A 16108-nucleotide genomic window follows, 5' to 3' on the forward strand; every position below is an offset into this window, starting at 1 on the left:
CTGGGCACGCCAAACAGAAAAAACCTTTCGTCTCAAAGGACGAAAGGTTGAACTTCCGTGGTACCACCTTTATTTCGTATAGAATGCTATACGACACTCAAACAGATAACGGTTGTGGCCGGCGGACTCCATCTGCCGTTAAGCTAAAGCTCTTGCGCAGTGAACTCCACAACTCAGGGGCGACCTTCAACAATTACAGCCTGCGAAATCTTACAGCCACCGGATTTCGCTCTCTGGAGGATTCGCTGTCTACTCTTCCCCTTCAACGTCTTTCTCACCTTATTATATTGCGTTTCTATACTGAATTCTCATACATGAGCATTCTTATATGCTCATCTCGCTCTACCCTTAATCATAGCGATAATTTCCCGAAGAGTCAATATTTTGCCGAATTTGCCATGCTAACAGCATATCCATGCTTGTCCTGCTCATACACTTAGTCAAAGATACCCCGTCCACAACTGGCTGCAGGGGAATCGGAGGAGGGAGTAAGATGCAGCGCTGGTGGTTAAAGGTCCGCTTTACAGTCAAGGCTGTTCTGTTTCCGTTAATCTGTATTCAGTTTGTCCGCACATTACTTTTGCCAAACCCGCTTGATGTCTTTCTGCTATTTGCTTTTTTTCTGATTTACCTCGGCTTTATTTGGGAGGTTTACTGAGAACAGCTGCTTTAAGCAAACAGCAGATTGATGAAGCATTAAACAGACAGCCCAAAAAAACTTAGCCCGACCGTCTCGAAATCCGAACGGCGGGCTTGTTTTTTGGGACCACACAGCCATGATATCCGTTTTTCACATTGCATGAGGCTTTCTCCAGCCTGCTTGTCAGCATCAGCTCATTCTCCATAGATTCAGCCAGCTACGGGATATAGATCACTTGTCCTTCTTCCAGCTGCTGATCTCCGAGACGGTTATACAAAACAATTTCACGCGGATTCAGATTATAGCGCTCGGCAATGGTCTCCAGCGTTTCTTCCTTCTGCACGATACACATTCGCATCCTTTTAAACTGTTTCTCTTCCCCATTCGCACTGCTTGAAACCAATCTTCTAAACTCCAAAGGCTCGTTGTCCGCAGGTGCTGCGGATGCTGCCGGTTCGCTCGGCTTTTCTTCCGCCCTGTGCCCGCCGGCCTCCTCGGTAACGTCCAATTTGCCTACTAAATTAGTCAGATGGTAGCTTTGGGTTGGCTCAGCCGGTTTAAACGCTATTTTCAATTCCTGCTTGTCTGGCGGAATCACCACATCCACAGTTTCCTGCTCCTCCGCCAACACTTCTGCCTTGACTTCAGCTTTCGTTTCAGCTTTGGCTTCCGCTTCGGCTTGCGGCAGTTCTTCCGCTTCCTGCTTCTCGTTAGCCGGCTCTTGCTCCTTTTTTTCAACAAAAGGCGCTTCCTGGGCTTCTACCGCAGGCGGCTTGACTTCTTCTCGGGAAATAGCCGAATGACCCGCCGTTAACGTCTCGGAAGCCGCGCTGCTGTCGGAAGAAGCAGTGATCGAGAAGGGATCAAAGGGAGAAGCATCACCGGCAGAAGTATCAGCAGCAGAAGCGTTTGCTTCGGATTCGGATTGTCCCCAAGTCCCCTGCTCAATAGCCCGAAACGGATCGCTTACCCGACGTGATGCAGCCTGGCTTTCTTCAGAAGATGCTTCGTTTGCCTCTTGACTGCGAGACCATGGGAATGGCGGCGCGGAGGGACGGAACTGCCGGTCTGCGGAAAGATCTCCAAAACCCGGAGTTCTTGCGGGTGGCTGAACCGAACCTGGGGTCTCCAGAAGCTTTTCTACAGTCTGATCCTGCCTCACCTCCTCCGTTAACTGCGGGGCAGATTCGTCTGCTTGGTGGACCACCTGAAATTCCTCTTCTTCCTTCCAGGTTTCATCCGCTCGAGAAATCATCTCAATACCATGGAGTGACAACACCCCGGTTACGTTAACACTCCTAGATGAAAGCAGATCTACATCGAACGTTTCGATTTCAACAGTAATATCTTCCAGTCTCTGGATGCGGTTCATAGGCAGTGTAATTTCAACAGGAATAAAATGCTCCAGAGTGCAGCTTTCTTCTCCATTTTCGCCCGTATATTTGCCAGTGAGCCACAGGTTGCCTTGCAGCACCGCCTGCTCATTTTCCTGAACGACCTGAATGTGCGGAATCAGCTCCATTTCATCCAATTCCCCGATTGGCGCAGAGGTTTCATCCAGATACACACGTTCGTAAATATCGAAACGAAGTCCAGTCTGATGCTCGGTCACTCTAAGTCCTCCCTTCCTAATTGGTCACTTTCCTTACTCATTCCATTATATGGGCGACCGCCGGGGAGCATGCCAACATTTTTGTTCAAAGCAGGGGAGGATGGCCTTTAATGCTGCTGAAATGAAGGGATCTTCTGCCGGGCACTTCTACTAACCTACGCTGAAAAACAAAAAAACCGCGCAGGCTTAAAGCCCGCACGGCCGCAGTTGCTTGAATGGCGCTCGTTAACATGCCTAGCTGTTAGGGATTAGACTTGCTTCCGATGAACAAAATGCCCAGCAGGACAAGGCCAAAACCGCCAAGCACAAGCAATAAATCCAAGGGAAGATCCCAAAAATTATACTTGCTCATTAGAGTTAAAGCTCCTTAAGTACTTCTCGATGAATCTCAATCGTTCTTTCAATATCCTCCAGACTATGAGCCGCTGAAATAAACATTCCTTCAAACTGGGAAGGCGCAATATTGACTCCGCGCTCCAATAGCAGGGCAAAGTATTTGCGGAACATGTCCAGGTCACTCGTTTTAGCCGTTTCATAATTGATTACTTTCTTGGTTGTAAAAAACGGGCATACCATGGAGCCCACACGGTTTATTGTGACAGGCAGCCCTTTCTCCGCAGCATTCTTCGCCAAGCCTTCCTCCAGCAGCGCGCCTTTGCGATCCAGAAGATCGTATACGGAAGGGGTCAACAGCTTCAGCGTGCGATAGCCTGCAGCCATAGCGAGCGGATTACCGGATAAAGTGCCCGCCTGGTAGATGGGTCCAACGGGAGCCATCTGTTCCATAATTTCCTTTTTACCGCCATAGGCGCCAACCGGCAGTCCCCCGCCAATGACTTTGCCCATACAGGTCAGGTCCGGGCTAATGCCATACAAGCCCTGGGCACTATGATAGTCCACACGGAACCCGGTCATCACCTCATCGAAGATCAGCAGAGCTCCATGGTCCTGGGTCAGCTTGCGAATCCCTTCGAGAAATCCGGGAAGCGGCGGTACTACCCCCATATTGCCTGCTACAGGCTCCACGATGACCGCGGCGATATCTTCTCCGTAGTTGTCAAAAGCCAGCTCTACCGATTCCAAATCGTTATACGGTACCGTAATGGTATTAGCCGCTACCCCTTCCGGCACTCCCGGACTGTCCGGCAAGCCTAAGGTGGCCACTCCGGAGCCGGCTTTAATTAGCAGCGAGTCGGCATGGCCGTGATAGCTTCCTTCAAATTTAAGGATCTTGTTGCGCCCTGTATAGCCTCTGGCCAAGCGCAGCGCACTCATCGTTGCTTCCGTGCCGCTGTTCACCATTCTTACCATCTCTACAGAAGGCATGCGTTCGCATACGATCTGCGCCATTTTCGTCTCCAGCTCCGTCGGTGCGCCAAAGCTGGTGCCCAGCTCCGCCGCAGCCTGCAAATCTTCCACAACCGCGGGATGAGCGTGTCCCATAATGAGCGGTCCCCAGGAACCTACATAGTCAATCCATTCATTCCCGTCAATATCGTACACCCGCGAGCCCTGACCTTTATGAATAAAAGGCGGCGTCAATCCAACCGATTTAAAAGCGCGAACCGGACTGTTCACTCCGCCCGGTATAATTTTTTTCGCTTCCTCAAATGCAAGCTTGGATTTGTCATCGATTCTTGCCATATGTTCAGATCACCTGTCTCTCTAACAAAATTATTGCGGTACATGACGGTTTCGCCAATATGCAGCCAGCTCCTGGGCGGCTTCCTTGCCCTGGCGGATGCAGTCGGGTATTCCCACCCCATGAAACCCCGACCCGGTTAACCACAGGCCCGGCATATACTCAGCCGCTTCCTGGCGGGCCTTTTTGATCGTATGCAAATGGCCCACCGGATATTGCGGCATCGATTGCTCCCAACGGTTAATACGGGAGAACAGCGGCTTGGCTTCAATTCCGAGCAGTTCCTTCAGCTCTCGTCTTGCATTGGCGGAGAGCGTCTCATCCGGAAGCTGCCGCCAATGCTCTTCTCCAGAGCGTCCTATATAGCAGCGTACTAGAACTTTATCATCCGGAGCGGTATGCTTCCATTTGGCAGAGGTCCATGTGCACGCGGTAATAAACCTTCCTTCTTTGCGTGGAACAAGAAAGCCTGATGCATCCAGCTCCTGGCCAATCGACTTGCGGTCATAAGCGGCAACGAAATTAGCTACAGATACATAAGGCATTTCTGCTAACCGGGCCACCGCCGGCAGATTCGGCAGCAGGCTCGGCAGCACAAAGGTAGGCACAGCGGCGATCACACAGTCGGCGCTGAGTTCCTGCCCGCTGTCCAGACGCAGGCTGGCTCCGCCTTGCGGCTGCTTTTCCAGGGAAGTCACCATCTGCCCTGACAGCAGCCGTACCCCTTGCTCTTGCAAATATCCGGTTAAAGCTTCAATCAAGCTGCTAAGCCCATGCCGGTATGACAAAAACATGCTCCGGCTTACCGATTCCGGCACCCCTGCTGTAGGCGGGGCTTGCTGGCGGCTGCGGGTCATGCCGAGGATGAGGCTGCGGCTTTTTCTTTCCATAGCCTGAAATTGGGGGAAGGTGCTCTGCAGGCTGAGCTGATGAGTATCTCCCGCATAGATCCCGGCCAATAGCGGCTCACAAACATTTTCCAGCACCTCTTTACCGAGCCGCCGTTCCAAAAAGTCGCCCAGCGCCTCATCCCCATCATCCCTGCGCCGCGGCAGAACCAAATCCATAGCGGCTCTCACCTTGCCCAGCGGGGAAATCAGGCCGCTATTTAAAAAGGGTTTCCATTGTGTTGGAATCCCTAGTGCAAGACCCGGAGGCATAGGATGCAGCCTGCCGTTATGAAGGATATACGTTTTCTTGGCCTGTGGATTGGTTGCAACCAGATCCTCCTGCAGACCCAATTCCCGCGTCAAGTCGATGACCGGTGTTTTACGGGCTAGGAAGGAATCCGGCCCTTTCTCCATTACAAAGCCTTCCTGACGAACCGTCTGGACCTTGCCTCCCCATTGCTGATCTCTTTCCACGACGGTCATATCCGCCTGTACCCCGGCTTCCTTCAGGAAGCGCCAGGTGTAATAAGCGGCGCTGAGGCCGCTAATTCCCCCGCCAATGATGACAACTCTGCATCGTTCTCCCATCGCTCATCAGTCCTTTTCTAACTGATCATGTACAACATCCGCTAATGTCTCCATATATAAAGGATCTACATTTAACGATTCCGTGCGCTCCAGATGCATGCCGAGCTGCTGAGCCAACTGCATGCATTCAATATCGATATCATACAGCACTTCCAGATGATCGGACACGAAGCCGACCGGGCAGATTAACACTTCATTAACGTTCTCTTCCTTATGAATCGTCTCCAACGTATCAAGGATATCCGGACCCAGCCACGGGGTTGCCGTTTGTCCGGCACTCTGCCACCCAAACTGCCACTGCTTCAAATTCAGCCTCTCGGCAATGGCTTGGGAAGTTTCCATTAATTGATCGACATACGGGTCATTCATTTCCAAAATACGTGAAGGCAGGCTGTGAGCAGTAAAAATAACACGGACATCATCAGCGGCTACATCCGGAAACTTGTCCTTAAGCGCACGCTCAACCCGGTTCGTTAACGCCTGAAGCAGCTTCGGATGAAGATGATAGCTTTTTACAAAACTAATAGATAGGCCGAGCTCCTCTGCTTTTTGTTCCGCTCTTTTCATATAGCTGCCCACACTCATTATCGAATAGTGCGGTGCGAGAACAACACCAATCGCTTCCTTGATTCCGTCCTTTACCATCTGCTCCACGCCATCCTCTATGAAAGGGCTGGCATGCTTTAAGCCTTGATAGCAGACGAACTCTATTTCAGGATAATGGCTGCGCAAAGTTTCTTGTAAAGCCGTCACTTGATCGTCCGTATTTTTTCTTAACGGAAAGAAGCCTCCTACAATCGCTTCGTAACGGTCCCGCAGCTCCTGCAGCTGCTTTTCAGATGGTGGATTGCCGCGGCGTATATGGGTGTAATAAGCTTCGATCTGATCCATGCTTTCCGGCGTCCCGTAAGACATTACGAGCACACCGACTTGACGCTTTGCCATCAGGAGGTCACTTCCTTTGTATTCGATTTAAGCTTGCCGGCAGAATATTCGTGTACAAAAGCGGTCAGCTCTTTGATTTTATCCAATGAAGCTTCAGGAAACAGACCATGCCCAAGGTTGAAAATGTATCCCGGCTTTTCAATACCCTGGTCGATAATCGCTGCAGCCTGTTCCTTAATTACCGGCATTGGCGCCGTCAATACATAGGGGTCCAAATTGCCTTGAACAGCAAAGCGGTTCTCCAGACGTCTCCGCCCTTCTCTGATCGGAACGCGCCAGTCCAGCCCGATAACGTCAGCCTGCAGTTCGGTCAGCACGGACAGCAGCTCTCCCGAGGCCACTCCCGGAAAGTAAATCTTGGGCTGCTCGTAAGAAGACAGCTCTTGAAAGATTCTGCGAATGGTCGGCCATACATACATGCGGAAATCTGCCGGTGACAAGGAGCCTACCCAGCTGTCGAACAGCTGTACCGCCTTCGCTCCATTAGCAATATGAGCCTTCAAATATTCGATCACCATATCGCCCAGCTTATCCATTAGCCGCTGCCAAACTTCCGGTTCCGAATACATCAGTTCCTTAGTGCGGATATACGATTTGGAAGGCCTGCCTTCGATCAGATAGCTGGCAATGGTAAACGGCGCCCCGGCAAAAGTAATCAGCGGCACCTTAAGTTCCCTGTCCAAAATACGGATCGTCTCCAGCACATGGGACAAATCCTTCTCCACATCGATTGGCTTGAGCCGGTCTATCGCTTCGCTGGAGCGGATAGGGTTCTCAATAACGGGGCCCACGTTGGGCACGATGTCGAAGTTTACCCCTATGGAAGCTACCGGGTTCATAATATCCGAATAGAGAATGGCCGCATCTACCCCGAGCTTGCGAACCGGCATGAGAGTAACCTCCGCCGCTAATTCAGGCTGCTGACAAATCTCGAGCAAGCTATATTTCTCTTTAATCTTTCTATATTCCGGATCCGTCCTGCCTGCCTGCCGCATATACCAGACCGGCAAGCGCTCGACCGGAAGCTGGCGGCATGCTCGAATAAAATTGTCATTATAGCTCATCGTCTTAACTCCCCATTTCACGTAACCGTTCTATGTTTTAATTATGCCCTAATCCTATAAGGGTAACAACAAGGCCGCTTACAAATATCCGACAAATGTATGACAAAGCGGGTTACTATATAGTTTGAACTAGCATTATCGATAAGAAAACCGTGGAAAGGTTCTTCCATACTTCCGAAGCGTTTTCTTGCGATAACTTTGAGTTCCCGGATTGACAGGCTGGAAGAGACCCGATTATGTAAAAGGCTGATACAGCAGCCAAGCCTCTGGCCGAATATTCGGCCAGAGGCTTGTAGGCATAAGCTGTAAGCACAAAAACCGTAAGAGGCACGGTATTTTTTAAAGCCGTAAACTAACAGCGGCCGAGTGCGGCCCTACTTCTATTGGTCGGCCAGCCAACCGGCTATATCTTTAGCAAAATAAGTGATGATCAAGTCAGCGCCGGCTCTCTTCATCCCTAGCAAACTTTCCATCACAACCTGACGCTCATCGATCCAGCCATTGGCTGCGGCCGCCTTGACCATCGAATACTCCGCGCTGACATTGTAAGCAACCACCGGCAGGGTAAAACGGTCACGGACGGTCTTAATAATATCCATGTAAGCGAGAGCAGGCTTCACAATGAGGAAATCGGCCCCTTCCTGCACATCCGCTTCGGCTTCGCGAACAGCTTCCCTTAGGTTGGCAGGGTCCATCTGGTACGTCTTGCGGTCTCCGAACTGCGGAGAGGAATGTGCCGCATCACGGAACGGACCATAAAAAGCGGAAGCATATTTGACCGCATAGGACATAATCGGCACATGCGGCATCCCGGCTTCATCCAGCGCGGTACGGATCTCCCGCACGAATCCGTCCATCATATTCGAAGGAGCAATAATATCGGCTCCTGCTTTGGCTTGCGAGACTGCGGTTTTGGCCAGCAGTTCAAGAGACGGATCATTGACAATAACGGCATGACCGCTGTCCGGATCGCGATGAATGACCCCGCAATGGCCATGATCGGTGAATTGGCATAGGCAGGTGTCGGCAATGACCAGTATTTCCGGATTTATCCGTTTGATCTGGCGCGTGGCCTGCTGGACAATGCCATGCTCATCGTAAGCGGAGCTGCCCACAGCATCCTTGTGCTCCGGAACCCCGAACAGCAGAATCGCTTTAATCCCCGCCTCCGTGATCTCCAGCACTTCCTGTTCCAATTGGTCCAATGACAGATGATAGACGCCTGGCATGGAAGGAATCTCCTCACGCACTGCCACGCCATGAGTTACAAATAAAGGATAAATCAAATCGTCTATTGAAATCTGGTGTTCTCTTACTAAACTGCGAAGTGCAGCGGACGTTCTTAATCTGCGGTTACGCTGATGGGGAAAGCTCAACTCCATCCACTCCTTGAATTGTATAGTTGGAACCGTACATGCCTGTTGCCTGCTCCCGAGTTCTTTACCATGACGACTTACACAAAGCCTCAATGAGGGAATCCAAAGTTGCTTCAGCTGCCTGCCGATGCACCGTAAGCCCATGTTTGCCAGCCGTCTTCGCTGTCACTGGACCTATACAGACAATTTCGATATTGTGCAGCAATTCCAGCGGCCTCGTTACGCCTGCCTCGCCAAGCAGCTCAAACAGATGGTTCACGGTGGAGGAGCTCGTAAATGTGATCATATCGACCTCCTCCTCCTTGAGAAGCCGCAGCAGTTCCTCTTTGTTCTCATGACAGAGAACGTTCTCGTATAAGGGCAAATCCGTTACTTCAAGCCCCAGCTCAGCCAGCTGTTCCGGCAAAATAGCGCGGCCCTGTTCGGAGCGGGGAAGCAGAACTTTCTGGCCTGCCTTAAGCTCATGCCGCAGCGCCTCAAGCAGCCCTTCCGCCTGGAAGCACTGCTCCGGCTGTTCGGCTATCAGCCCCCGTTCGAGCAGTGCTTCGGCCGTTTTGGGGCCGACCGCAGCTATTCTTGCCTTCGCCAGACGACGGACATCCAATCGGGCCAGCCGGAGTTCTTCAAAGAAATGAGCTACCCCATTCACACTGGTGAACAATATCCAATCATAGCGGTCAACCGTGGACAATGTTTGGGCGATACGTTCAAGCCTGGCTTCTGAAGCCGGCCGTTGAATGCGAATAAGCGGCAGCTCAATCGCTTCTCCACCCAGCTCATAAATACGGTTAGCCAGCTCGCTGGCCTGTCCTCTAGTCCGGGTAACGAGCACTCTTTTGCCGAATAGCGGCTTGCGTTCTACCCAATTAAGCTTGTCGCGGAGTCTGACGACTTCCCCTACGATAATGACGGCCGGTGACTGCAGGCCTGCCCGCTGGACATCGTCGACGATCGTCTCCAGCGTGCCGCTTACCGTCCGCTGCCGTGCCCGTGTCCCCCATTGGATAACAGCTGCCGGGGTGGCTTTATCCTTGCCGTTGGCAATCAGGACCTCCTTAAGGGTTCCTAGGTTTCCTACGCCCATTAGAAAAATAAGCGTGCCGGTGGCGGTCGACAGCTTGGCCCAATCGAGATTGGTTCCTTCTTTGACAGGACATTCATGCCCGGTCACTATAGCTAAAGAAGAGGTCATATCACGATGTGTCACGGGAATTCCTGCATAGAGAGGCACAGCCGTAGCCGAGGTGACTCCGGGTACCATTTCGAACTCGATTCCGTGGCTTGCCAGCAGCTCCGCTTCTTCCCCGACCCGGCCGAATACACTGGGGTCGCCCCCTTTTAAGCGCACCACCGTTTTACCCTGCTTGGCCAGATCAACCAGCATCTGATTGATTACTTCCTGCTTCAAGGTATGCCGATCCGGCCGTTTACCGACATAGATCCGCTCCGCTTCGGCTTTGATAAAGCTTAATAAGGACGGATTAGCCAAACGGTCATATACGACAACATCCGCCTGTTCCAGAACGTCCCGGCCTTTAACTGTAATCAGCTTGGGATCACCCGGACCGGCTCCAACCAAATAGACCTTTCCCTGTTTCATGCCATTCCCTCTCCCATTCGCCCTGTCATAGCCCTAAACCTTATAAAGCTTCTCTCACTTTTGCCAGTATTTCCTCGGCACCGCGGGCAGCCAGCTCATCTGCGAGCTTGCGTCCCAATTGCTGCGGGTCATCCCCGGTCATCGTTTCCTGCAAAATAACGCTGCCGCCCGGTTCCCCCACAAGCCCTGTCAAGCGGATGCTTGAGGATTGCGACACCGGTTCGCGGAATTTCTCGGCATAGGCAGCAATAGGCACCTGGCAGCCTCCATTGAGCCTGGCCAGAAAGCTGCGCTCAGCCTGAACGGTTTCCGCCGATTCTAGATCGTTATAATGAGCCAGAAGCTTTACGAGCTCTGCATCGCTCTCTCTGCATTCCACGCCTAATGCCCCTTGTCCTACTGCCGGCAAACAAAGCTCAGGCGGCAAAAACTGGCTCACTCGGTCCAGCCACCCCATCCGCTGAAGTCCGGCCGCCGCCAGTACAATCGCATCGAACCCTTCGCTAGTCAGCTTGCGTATGCGCGAATCGATATTGCCGCGGATGGATTCAATGCGCAAATCGGGGCGGTAAGCCTTTATCTGTGCCGCGCGGCGCAGGCTGCTTGTCCCGATGAGCGCGCCTTCAGGCAGCTCGTCCAGCTTGACATGACCGTTCGATATTATACAATCGCGGGGATCGACCCGTTTCGGAATGGCTCCGAGAATCAGCCCCTGCTGCCGTTCGGAAGGCACGTCCTTCATGCTGTGCACAGCAATGTCAATGACTCCGTCTAATAGTGCCTGCTCTATTTCCTTGACAAACAAGCCCTTCCCGCCGACCTTGGAAAGAGTAACATCAAGGATCCGATCCCCTTTGGTCACGATTTTATGAACCTTAAACTGCCAGTCCAGCCCGTTCTCCCGGCATAGCTGCTGTAATTGCTCAATCACTTGACCTGTTTGGGTTAGTGCCAGGCTGCTTTGTCTAGATCCAACTACAATTGTACGCATGAAATATCCTCCAGTAAACCTTTGTGTCCGTTCCGTTCACCATAAGAGAAAAGCCACAAACGGTTAGTAATATCAATCCATCGCAGATTTTTACATAAGGTCTTGCATAGGCTGCGCATTATCCCCTTGGAGCGGCAGCCGATTGCAGCAGCAGGCTTCTTTTCTCTTCAAATAGCTGCTGCAGACGGCTGTTTCGAGCTGCTTCCAACACATCCCAGTGTACCATATCTTTAAACCATTTCCTTCTTTCGCACGGGTCCTTAATATGCTTTTGGACCAACTCACGAAATTCAGCAAGAAATTCCAAATACTGCTCGTATTCCGCTCCAAACTCCTGCTCCCACTGATCCCGGATGGCCATGGCCAGCGACGGGCTCGCTCCAAGTGTTGAAACCGAGAGGGTTAGCCTGCCTCTCCGCAAGGTCGCCGGCAGGATTACGTTGCCCGCCTCGCCGGGCGCGGCCGAATTCACCAGCTTCCCCGCCCTGATCGCTTCCTCACAAATTTGACGGTTTGCATCAGGAGAATCCGTACAGGCAAGCACCAGAAATGCCGTCCGCAGATCTTCAGCCTGAAAAGGTCTTCGGTACACCCGTATGATAGCCTTCGCCTCCAAGGCCGCAAGCTTCTCCGTCAGCTCAGGACTAACCACTGTAATGCGCGCAGCATACTCCAGCAAAGTATCGATCTTTCGTTCGGCCACTTTTCCCCCGCCCACAACGAGACACGGCTGATGCTGCAAATCGACCAGAATAGAACAATAAGCCTGCAAAGCACTCCCCCATCTCGTTAATGAAAGTAGGAAAACCGGCTAGTAAAGAAGTAGTTGACAATAACTACGGCAATAGCAAACAAATTCCACTTGGCTAAGCGTGCTGCCGATATAACAATCACCTTATTTAGAATTAGAGAATACCCGTAGACCAATAAAACAAGCAGGGTGTTCAGCACCTTGGCATCCAGCAGCAGGTGCAGCCTTCCGTCTACCAGAATCCAGATGATCCCAAGCGATAAAGATAACACTAACAGAGGCACACCGACTATTATCGACCGGGTACTGAACTGCTCCAGCTTCTCTAGACTCGGCAGCCTCCTCATGGTCCGTGTCCAGGCTTTGTGCTTGAGCTGCCGGTGCAGAAAAAGGTACAGCCCGGAAAAAATAGCCGACATTGTAAAAGCGGCGTAGCTCGCGATGGCCAAGCTCATATGGATAAACTGCAATTCATCGGCAATGTCCCAGCCCTTCCATACCGATATCCAGTCCGGTCGGATGACAAAGGTAAGCAGCAGCACTATAAAGCTGATCCCATTCATAATGATCATGAATAGCTCCATTGTGGCGTAGCGGTTAAGGAGCAGCGAGACTGTGACCAGGATCCATGTAAACAGAAAAAAGCTGTCCTCCATGCCAAAGCCTTGCGACAGACTAAAGCGCGTAATGCCGTAAAGGGTTTGCAAGGCCCAAACAAATATAAGCAGCCCTGTGCCTATCCGTTTGGCTCTCTGGTCCGTAAAGACGAAACCAGAGAAATAAAACAGCAGGCTCAGGGCGTATAAGTATAGTATGCTATCGTAGATCCAGCTCTGTATGACCATGCAACCTCCTGTTTACTAAAACGAATGATTCCGGCAGAAGCACGAAATCCGGCTGCTACGCAAATGGATAATACCCTGCCAGTAACGGGCAGGCAGAACCATTCGGGTCAGGATTGAGCCAGCAGTTCCTTGAGTTGAAGGTTAAGCAGCGAACGTTTGTCTCCTGTTTTGTGAAGGCTGGCCACGCTGGCTGTTTCTTGGGCAGAAGGCGAGGCAGGCTCTTCTTCCTGCTCAAGCATCGCCTCCAGGGCAAAAATATGAGTGAACCATTCGATAGCTTCCTGACCGTTCCGCTCACCGGCCTGTTCCTTAATCCGGTGAATAGGATCACGCATCATTTGGTTCATCATGCTTTTCGTCAGCTTGCGGATGACTTTGATTTCCCGCTCGCTCAAATCAGGGAGCTTCTTCAGCAGGCTGTCCATCGTCTCCTCATGAATCTGATTGGACTTGGTTTGCAGGGCATGAATAACTGGACGGACGCCCAATGTTTTATACCACTGCTCGAAATCGACCATTTCCTGTTCAATCATGGCTTCGATCTTAAGGGATTCGTTCTTGCGTTCAGCCAGGTTGCTTTCCACGATGGATTGCAGATCATCAATATCATACAGAAACACGTTCTGTACATCAGCGATCCGGGGATCGAGATCACGCGGCACCGCAATATCGATCATAAATAGCGGGCGATATTTGCGGTGCTTCAATGCTTCCTGCACCTGCTCCCGGGTAAGAACCAGCTCGCTTGCACCGGTAGAGCTGATCACAATATCCGTCTCGGCAAGCTTATCCTGCAGTTCATTAAACGGGACGGCCGTACCGGAAAACTTGGCAGCGAGTTCCTGCGCTTTACCCAGCGTACGATTAACGACCATGACTCTGCTGGCTCCGTTAGCGTACAAATGCTTGACTGTCAGTTCGCTCATTTTGCCGGCACCGACAATCATGACCGTCTTATCCTCGAAGGAGCCAAATATACGCTTGCCCAGTTCCACAGCCGCATAACTGACGGAAACCGGATTTTCGCCAATGCCCGTTTCCGAGTGGGCTTTCTTGGCCATCGTAATGGCCTGTTTGAACAATGTATTGAACAGAACCCCGGTCGTATTCTCCTTCTGCGCCAGCAGGAAGGCGTTCTTGACCTGACCGAGAATTTGCGTCTCTCCGATAATCATGGAATCTAATCCGCTGGCGACTTTAAACAAATGATGAATCGCCCGCTCATCTTCTTTCACATAAAGATGAGGATTAAATTCCTGGCGCGGTATGCCGAACCATTCTTCGATAAACCCTCTTATATAATGACCGCACAAATACATGCGATCGACCACTGCATAAATTTCAGTTCGATTGCAGGTGCCCACAATCACACATTCCATGATGCTCTTAGTCTGTTTAAGCTGCTCTAACGCTGCCGGGAGTTCTTCCTGAGCGAACGCGAATTTCTCTCTGATTTCCACCGGAGCGGTTCTATAGTTCAGCCCCACTGTTATTATATGCATTGTGTTCACCTGCCTAAAAAAGTCCGATCTGCTGGTTGTACTAACGCTAGTATACCATAGCGGCTACCCGGAAACGTTCGCAGATATGAAAAAATTATGAATATCCCCGGTTGAAACCGATTCGATCTTCAGCTAACTGCTCTGGCGAATTTCCCCATTACGGAAGCAGCTCCCTGATTCGCTCGGCCAGCTCGCCGTCTTTCTTCTTTAACTGCTCATTGGCCGAGGCTATTATTCTGCGGCTGTTTTCTCTCATCAGCTTGCTGTACAGGTCGTAAATCTCATCATAGCCTTGCTTCAGCTCGCCTAGCGTTTCCAGTTCCTCAGGTTTGATTACCCGCTCGCCGCCTAATTGAAGCCGCATAATATACTGCAGCAGCTGCGGCAACGAATCGAGCGGCGCCATCCGGTCTCTGTCTACAGCTAACAGGAGCCGTTCATGGGTATAATTGGCTGAGTACGCCGTCTGCATTAGCGCATTTAATTGTCCGGTATGGTCTGCATTCTCTGCTTCTCCAAGCAGATTGGCCAGCATCTCCATCTGAAACAAGGATACCTGATACAATAAATACCCGGCATCTTGATCACTCCGGCTTTGTTTGAGCATCCCGGAAATGTGAAATAAAGGCCATACCACTAAGAAAACAATGATCATTCCGCTTGCTACACGAGCAGGTCTTAGCTTTCCCAAATTTGTCCCTCCTCATTCCATAGGCATGCCAACGCTTTACTGTTGTACATTGTATGGGAGGAAGGACAAACAAATGACCATGGATCGCTCCATGGTCATTTGTGAATATATGAAAATGTCTTTTTTACTTAACCAATTGCACTAGATCCATCTTAGGATTTTCTACCTCTAATTCACCCAGGCCGCGAACCAGCTTCTTCGCATATGCTCGTTCAGGGCGCAGCACCGAAATCATATGGTCGATGGCCAATTGCGGGTCCACGGTTTCCCCGCAAGTGTAGCAATCCAACGCAGCAAAGCCCTTCTCAGGATAAGTGTGTATGGATAGATGGCTTTCCGACAAGAGTAACAATACGGTTGCCCCTTGAGGCTCAAACTGTTGGGATTGTACCGACAATACAGTTGCACCACAAACTTCCGCTGCTTCAATCATTTGTGCTTGTAACCAATCTGCGTTGTTCAGGAGCTCGAAATCAACTCCCCAAGTGTCAACAGCAACGTGTCTTCCGAAAGTAGAGTATTCCATAGCTTTCGGTTCCCCCTTCCTAGGAATAAAATTGTTTGATTTCATCCGCTAGGACCTACGTCATTCACTTCCCGAGGGAAAACTCTCTCGCAACATACAATGTCCTGAGTGAATCCTGGTTCCTATAAAGTTTTCAACGACAATAAAAATAACATCTATCGGAGGGAAATGCAACACTTTTTTTCATAAACTTGTCCAACAGCTCGGAAAAGCCCGTTCGCTCGTCCTCCGTTTTGTGTAACGAACCAACAACTTGTCCTCCATTTGGCGAACTTAACCAGCAAATAGATAGTACTTCTGATTGGCGACTAAGCTTACTGCGAAAATGGGTATGATGTATAGAGCGAGGGCGAGCGTTAGCCCTAGATCCCTTGGCGATCACCTCACCGGATATCTCGCCGTACATCCCGCCGCCCCCCTGTTACCTATTCCGCAGCGAATAAGC

At 51.0% G+C, this 16108-nt stretch carries 14 protein-coding genes and 1 other annotated feature; of the genes, 1 reads left to right on the forward strand and 13 read right to left on the reverse strand.

The window, feature by feature from the left end; all coding sequences use genetic code 11:
• Positions 1-32: 32 nt before the first annotated feature.
• Positions 33-275 (reverse strand) — a binding site (T-box leader).
• Positions 276-493: 218 nt separating this feature from the next.
• Positions 494-658 carry a hypothetical protein gene (locus PSHG_RS31015; RefSeq protein ID WP_162830518.1) on the forward strand — a complete coding sequence of 55 codons (165 nt, stop codon included), beginning with the start codon at positions 494-496 and terminating at the stop codon, positions 656-658.
• Between the two features lie 199 nt (positions 659-857).
• Here the strand turns inward: PSHG_RS31015 and PSHG_RS06125 are convergent, their stop codons facing one another.
• From PSHG_RS06125 to speD, 13 genes are all read right to left on the reverse strand, one after another.
• Entirely contained in the window at positions 858-2252 is a 1395-nt protein-coding gene (locus tag PSHG_RS06125) for a LysM peptidoglycan-binding domain-containing protein (protein ID WP_010270873.1), read from the reverse strand.
• 357 nt (positions 2253-2609) lie between these two features.
• Positions 2610-3896, reverse strand: coding sequence for a glutamate-1-semialdehyde 2,1-aminomutase (gene hemL / locus PSHG_RS06135; protein WP_010270877.1), 1287 nt, complete (start codon positions 3894-3896; stop codon positions 2610-2612).
• Between the two features lie 30 nt (positions 3897-3926).
• Positions 3927-5372, reverse strand: coding sequence for a protoporphyrinogen oxidase (gene hemG / locus PSHG_RS06140; RefSeq protein WP_010270880.1), 1446 nt, complete (start codon positions 5370-5372; stop codon positions 3927-3929).
• A gap of 6 nt (positions 5373-5378) precedes the next feature.
• Positions 5379-6317: a ferrochelatase gene (gene hemH / locus PSHG_RS06145; protein ID WP_010270883.1), complete on the reverse strand. Its 939-nt coding sequence runs from the start codon at positions 6315-6317 to the stop codon at positions 5379-5381.
• Positions 6317-7381, reverse strand: a complete 1065-nt coding sequence (gene hemE / locus PSHG_RS06150) for a uroporphyrinogen decarboxylase (RefSeq protein ID WP_010270886.1) — start codon at positions 7379-7381, stop codon at positions 6317-6319. The genes hemH and hemE overlap by 1 nt, the downstream gene beginning before the upstream one ends.
• Positions 7382-7761: 380 nt before the next feature.
• Positions 7762-8757, reverse strand: a complete 996-nt coding sequence (gene hemB / locus PSHG_RS06155) for a porphobilinogen synthase (RefSeq protein ID WP_010270889.1) — start codon at positions 8755-8757, stop codon at positions 7762-7764.
• A gap of 64 nt (positions 8758-8821) precedes the next feature.
• On the reverse strand, positions 8822-10357 hold the full coding sequence (gene cobA, locus PSHG_RS06160; RefSeq protein ID WP_010270891.1) for a uroporphyrinogen-III C-methyltransferase: 1536 nt from the start codon (positions 10355-10357) through the stop codon (positions 8822-8824).
• A 40-nt stretch (positions 10358-10397) separates the two neighbouring features.
• Positions 10398-11348: a hydroxymethylbilane synthase gene (gene hemC, locus PSHG_RS06165; RefSeq protein ID WP_010270894.1), complete on the reverse strand. Its 951-nt coding sequence runs from the start codon at positions 11346-11348 to the stop codon at positions 10398-10400.
• Positions 11349-11466: 118 nt separating this feature from the next.
• Positions 11467-12120 (reverse strand): precorrin-2 dehydrogenase/sirohydrochlorin ferrochelatase family protein, encoded by a 654-nt coding sequence (locus PSHG_RS26695; RefSeq protein ID WP_010270896.1) that lies wholly within the window; start codon positions 12118-12120, stop codon positions 11467-11469.
• A gap of 17 nt (positions 12121-12137) precedes the next feature.
• A complete protein-coding gene (ccsA, locus tag PSHG_RS06175) occupies positions 12138-12944 on the reverse strand; it encodes a cytochrome c biogenesis protein CcsA (protein ID WP_010270898.1) in 807 nt (268 codons plus the stop codon).
• Between the two features lie 107 nt (positions 12945-13051).
• On the reverse strand, positions 13052-14446 hold the full coding sequence (gene hemA, locus PSHG_RS06180; protein ID WP_010270901.1) for a glutamyl-tRNA reductase: 1395 nt from the start codon (positions 14444-14446) through the stop codon (positions 13052-13054).
• A 157-nt stretch (positions 14447-14603) separates the two neighbouring features.
• Entirely contained in the window at positions 14604-15137 is a 534-nt protein-coding gene (locus PSHG_RS06185) for a hypothetical protein (RefSeq protein ID WP_010270904.1), read from the reverse strand.
• 124 nt (positions 15138-15261) lie between these two features.
• On the reverse strand, positions 15262-15663 hold the full coding sequence (gene speD / locus PSHG_RS06190) for an adenosylmethionine decarboxylase (protein ID WP_010270908.1): 402 nt from the start codon (positions 15661-15663) through the stop codon (positions 15262-15264).
• Between the last annotated feature and the right edge of the window lie 445 nt (positions 15664-16108).

It is taken from the genome of Paenibacillus senegalensis JC66 (genome assembly GCF_000285515.1).
GTDB lineage: Bacteria > Bacillota > Bacilli > Paenibacillales > NBRC-103111 > Paenibacillus_L > Paenibacillus_L senegalensis.